The sequence below is a fragment of the Cecembia sp. genome (assembly GCF_007126775.1).
In the GTDB taxonomy this organism is placed as follows: Bacteria; Bacteroidota; Bacteroidia; order Cytophagales; family Cyclobacteriaceae; genus Cecembia.
Genome location: NZ_SLAP01000062.1, coordinates 1 through 4,185 on the forward strand (window position 1 = coordinate 1; position 4,185 = coordinate 4,185).

Annotated in this window: 2 protein-coding genes; one reads left to right on the forward strand and one right to left on the reverse strand. The window is 39.5% G+C overall.

All coding sequences use genetic code 11. The annotated features are described in order from the left end of the window. Positions 1-28: 28 nt before the first annotated feature. On the reverse strand, positions 29-1,285 hold the full coding sequence (locus QZT73_RS04345; RefSeq protein WP_291786787.1) for a DUF819 family protein: 1,257 nt from the start codon (positions 1,283-1,285) through the stop codon (positions 29-31). Between the two features lie 228 nt (positions 1,286-1,513). Between QZT73_RS04345 and QZT73_RS04350 the strand changes: the two genes are divergently transcribed. Next, the gene (locus QZT73_RS04350) at positions 1,514-3,733 is read left to right on the forward strand and encodes a sodium-translocating pyrophosphatase (RefSeq protein WP_291786790.1); all 2,220 of its coding nucleotides are present in this window, start codon (positions 1,514-1,516) and stop codon (positions 3,731-3,733) included. Positions 3,734-4,185 lie beyond the last annotated feature (452 nt).

Genomic DNA, 4,185 nt, shown 5'->3' on the forward strand with positions numbered 1-4,185 from the left:
AAGGCCTATGAATTTAATTTAAAACATTTTACAAAAACAATTTAAGAAAATGTGCCAAAAAATACCCCAAATAATTGCCCAGTGCATATCCTATAATTCCAATTGTAATACCGGATACAATGACCTGCTTATTGCCTAAAGCACCTGCAATGACGGGTACAAAGGGTGGGGAACAAATAAAGGAAACGGAGGTGATCATGGTTGTATCTGCATCAATTTTGAAAATTCTACTTAAAAGCAGATGGAAGGCCAGGCTACCGAAAACTGCCAAACTGATATAGGCCAAAAGAAAGGGATTGATGTTGGTGAAATTGGTAATATCAGCCATAGAAGCAACCACTACACTGAAGATAAGTATTAAATACATCCCAACATCAAAACTAAGGGGTAAATTTTTTATGAAAGTAATGGAGGAGGCCAAAAGTCCTAAAGTAGTGATGCATAAAATTACAGTGACCATCAGGAGGTGATCAGGGAGTAAAGAAGCCAACAAAAGGGATAAGCCTGCAATTAATAAAGCCAAACCCAATCCTTTTAATACCGAAATAATTTTTGACGAAAGATTTAGCTGTATCTCTTCATCCGGTTTTCGGGCTGAAAGACTTGTTTTATTTTTTGGGAATGGAGGTAAAAATTTTCCAAAAATATTTTTTCCTAAAGAGAGGAGAAATCCCAGATACAATACTCCGATAATAAGGTCATAGGTATGGGTTAAAATATACGTGTTGGCATCTACATCCAACATGAGTTTCAAAGACGCGAGGTTTGGAGTACCCCCAGTATAAACACCTACCAGCAAACCTGAAATTTTCCATAAATCTGATAAGCCACTGTTTCTAAAGAGAAAAAAGCCAATACTGATTACTGCCAATACTGATAACAGTCCGATAAAAAGGGAAATGATTGTTTTTCCTGCCAGTTTTTTCCATGATTGTATATCAGTTGAAAACAGCATCAAAGGAATGGCCAGCAAAACAGTAATACTCATCAGGTTATCTTTGAGTTGGTAAATAAGAAAACCAAGTAGCTCATTTGAATCAACTAGGCCTCGTTCCTGTAGCATTTGGACATCCTCTGCTGTAGTTTTTGGATAAGTAATGAGGTATTCATTAAGGTAGCCTTTCATTGAGGGTAGCAATCCAATATTTCCCAAAAGCAGCCCAATAACATAGGCGATAATTACAGGACCAATTTTTTCAGCTAAAGTAAAGCGGTGACATAAGTACAGAATGAGTGTTGGACTGAGAATGTAGAATAGCAGGAGCAGAAGCAATGATTGGTTCATAGGTCAATATCCTCTTGGTCAATGTAAGGGCTTAAGCTTAATTGGAATCAAGTATAAAGATTACAAAATCGATAAGGGGCACATCAAATGTATTTTTGCCCTGCAATTGTAAGCAAAATTATCCTCTGTAAACAAAAAACCATGACATTTAACCATTTTGATTGCGAGATAATCGAATAATAATATCTTTGTCGGAATATTATTTTGACTATAAACTCAGTAATCTTTATGGAACAAGCATTTGTATATGTGATTCCCTTTATGGGAATAATTGGGCTCATTGTAATGGCAATTAAGTCAGCCTGGGTTACCAAGCAGGCAGCAGGAGATGAAAATATGGCAGAGCTTGCCGGACACATCGCCAAAGGAGCCATGGCTTTTTTGAAAGCCGAATGGAAAATTCTTGGCTATTTCGTTGTAATTGCGGCAATTATTTTAGGTTGGTCCGGTACTTTGGTGGAAACCTCAAGCCCTGTTATTGCCATTTCTTTTATTATTGGAGCCTTATTGTCGGCTTTTGCAGGTTATATGGGCATGAATATAGCTACAAAGGCCAATGTAAGAACTACACAAGCGGCAAAGACGAGCTTGAAAGAAGCCTTGAATGTCTCTTTCATCGGTGGGTCAGTTATGGGATTAGGTGTGGCTGGTCTTGCTGTTTTGGGAATGGGATCTTTGTTTATAGTATTTTATAACATTTTTGTAATCTCTACTGGTGGTGATGTCAACGGGGCTGCCATGGAAACAGCGCTGGAAGTTTTAGCAGGCTTTTCCTTAGGTGCAGAATCCATTGCCCTGTTTGCCCGTGTGGGTGGCGGAATTTATACCAAAGCTGCTGACGTAGGTGCGGATTTGGTCGGTAAAGTAGAGGCAGGAATTCCAGAAGACGATGTAAGAAACCCAGCGACTATTGCAGATAACGTAGGAGATAATGTGGGTGATGTGGCAGGAATGGGTGCAGATCTTTTTGGTTCTTATGTAGCCACTATTCTGGCTTCCATGGTTTTGGGAAGGGAGATTGTATCGGCTGACAATTTTGGTGGAATAGCGCCTGTTTTATTGCCGTTGGTGATTGCAGGTTTGGGACTGATGTTCTCCATTGTGGGAACTTTCTTTGTAAAAATAGCCAATGAGACGGACAGCGTGCAGGCTGCGCTTAACAAAGGAAACTGGATTTCTATTTTATTGACTGTTGCGGCTTCTTATCCTCTGATCATGTACATGTTGCCTGATGGTGATTTGATATTGTCAAGAGGAGGTTCTATTGTATTTACCAAAATGGGTGTTTTTGGAGCTGTGGTCATCGGTTTGATAGTGGGCGCTTTGATGAGTATGATTACGGAATATTATACTTCTATGGGTAAACGTCCAGTTAATTCTATTATTAAACAATCTTCCACAGGCCATGCGACCAATATTATTGGCGGACTTTCTGTAGGTATGGAATCAACTGTTGCCCCTATTTTGGTTTTGGCTGCCGGTATTTATACATCCTTTTTAGCAGCTGGTCTTTATGGAGTAGCCATAGCCGCTGCAGGGATGATGGCTACCACAGCCATGCAGTTGGCTATTGATGCATTTGGTCCAATAGCAGACAATGCGGGGGGTATCGCAGAAATGTCAGGATTGCCTAAAGAAGTGAGAGAGCGAACAGATATTTTGGATGCTGTAGGTAATACCACTGCTGCTGCTGGGAAGGGGTTTGCGATTGCTTCTGCGGCATTGACTGCTTTGGCTCTTTTTGCGGCTTATGTTGGCATTGCTGGTATTTCTTCCATTGATATATACAAGGCAGATGTTTTGGCAGGGCTCTTTGTGGGTGCAATGATACCTTTTATTTTCTCGTCATTGGCTATTGCTGCCGTGGGTCGTGCAGCCATGGATATGGTAAATGAGGTAAGAAGGCAGTTCAGAGAGATTCCAGGTATAATGGAATATAAGGCAAAACCTGAATATGAAAAGTGTGTGGAAATATCTACCAAGGCATCCCTTAGGGAAATGGTTGCTCCCGGAGCGATTGCTTTGCTTACTCCAATTATCGTGGGTTTTGCATTTGGTCCGGAAGTTTTAGGAGGAACCTTGGCAGGTATTACGGTATCAGGGGTTTTGATGGGTATTTTTCAGAATAATGCCGGTGGAGCCTGGGACAATGCTAAAAAGTCTTTTGAAAAAGGAGTCATGATTGACGGGGTAATGCAATATAAAGGTTCTGATGCGCATAAGGCTTCGGTAACAGGAGATACCGTAGGTGACCCTTTCAAAGATACTTCAGGTCCTTCTATGAATATTTTGATCAAACTGACTTCTATTGTGGCATTGGTTATCGCTCCCCATATTTCTGAAGGCGATGGACATGGACAGGCCAAAGTCGAAAAAGAAATCATAAAAGAAATACAGTTCGAGCAGGCCAAAGAAATAGTCAGTATCGAGGAATTGAGAGTCGATTAACTCATCCAAATTAGAATACAAAAGCCACCCTTAGAAGGGTGGCTTTTTTTTGTTTTATGGCTTTCATTTTTGATTACCCAGCAAACAAAGTATTGTTTAGTAATTCAATTATTTTTATATTAAAAATTATTATTTCAATAAACTAATTGAAATATAGCATATTTCACTGTGCTTTAACGTTTTAGCCAACAGGTTTAGGATGTTTTTTTTAGTCTTGTTCATGGTCCGGGAAACTATTGTTCCCGGTAATAATCTATTCAATTTAATAACCAATCAAAAAATAATTTATGAAGCAAAAGTTTACTGTTCCCATTACCTTTTTCATCATAATGTTTGGAATCTCCGTTACTGGATTTTCCCAAACTATTGTGAGTGGAAAGGTGATTTCCCAGGAAGATGAACAAGCACTTCCTGGTGTTTCTGTTCTAGTTCAGAACACGAATATCGGTACT

What these genes read in the sequence shown, in the direction of transcription:
- QZT73_RS04345 (WP_291786787.1), bottom strand. Translation starts at nt 1,285, where the DNA reads ATGAACCAATCATTGCTTCTGCTCCTGCTATTCTACATTCTCAGTCCA.
- QZT73_RS04350 (WP_291786790.1), top strand. Translation starts at nt 1,514, where the DNA reads ATGGAACAAGCATTTGTATATGTGATTCCCTTTATGGGAATAATTGGG.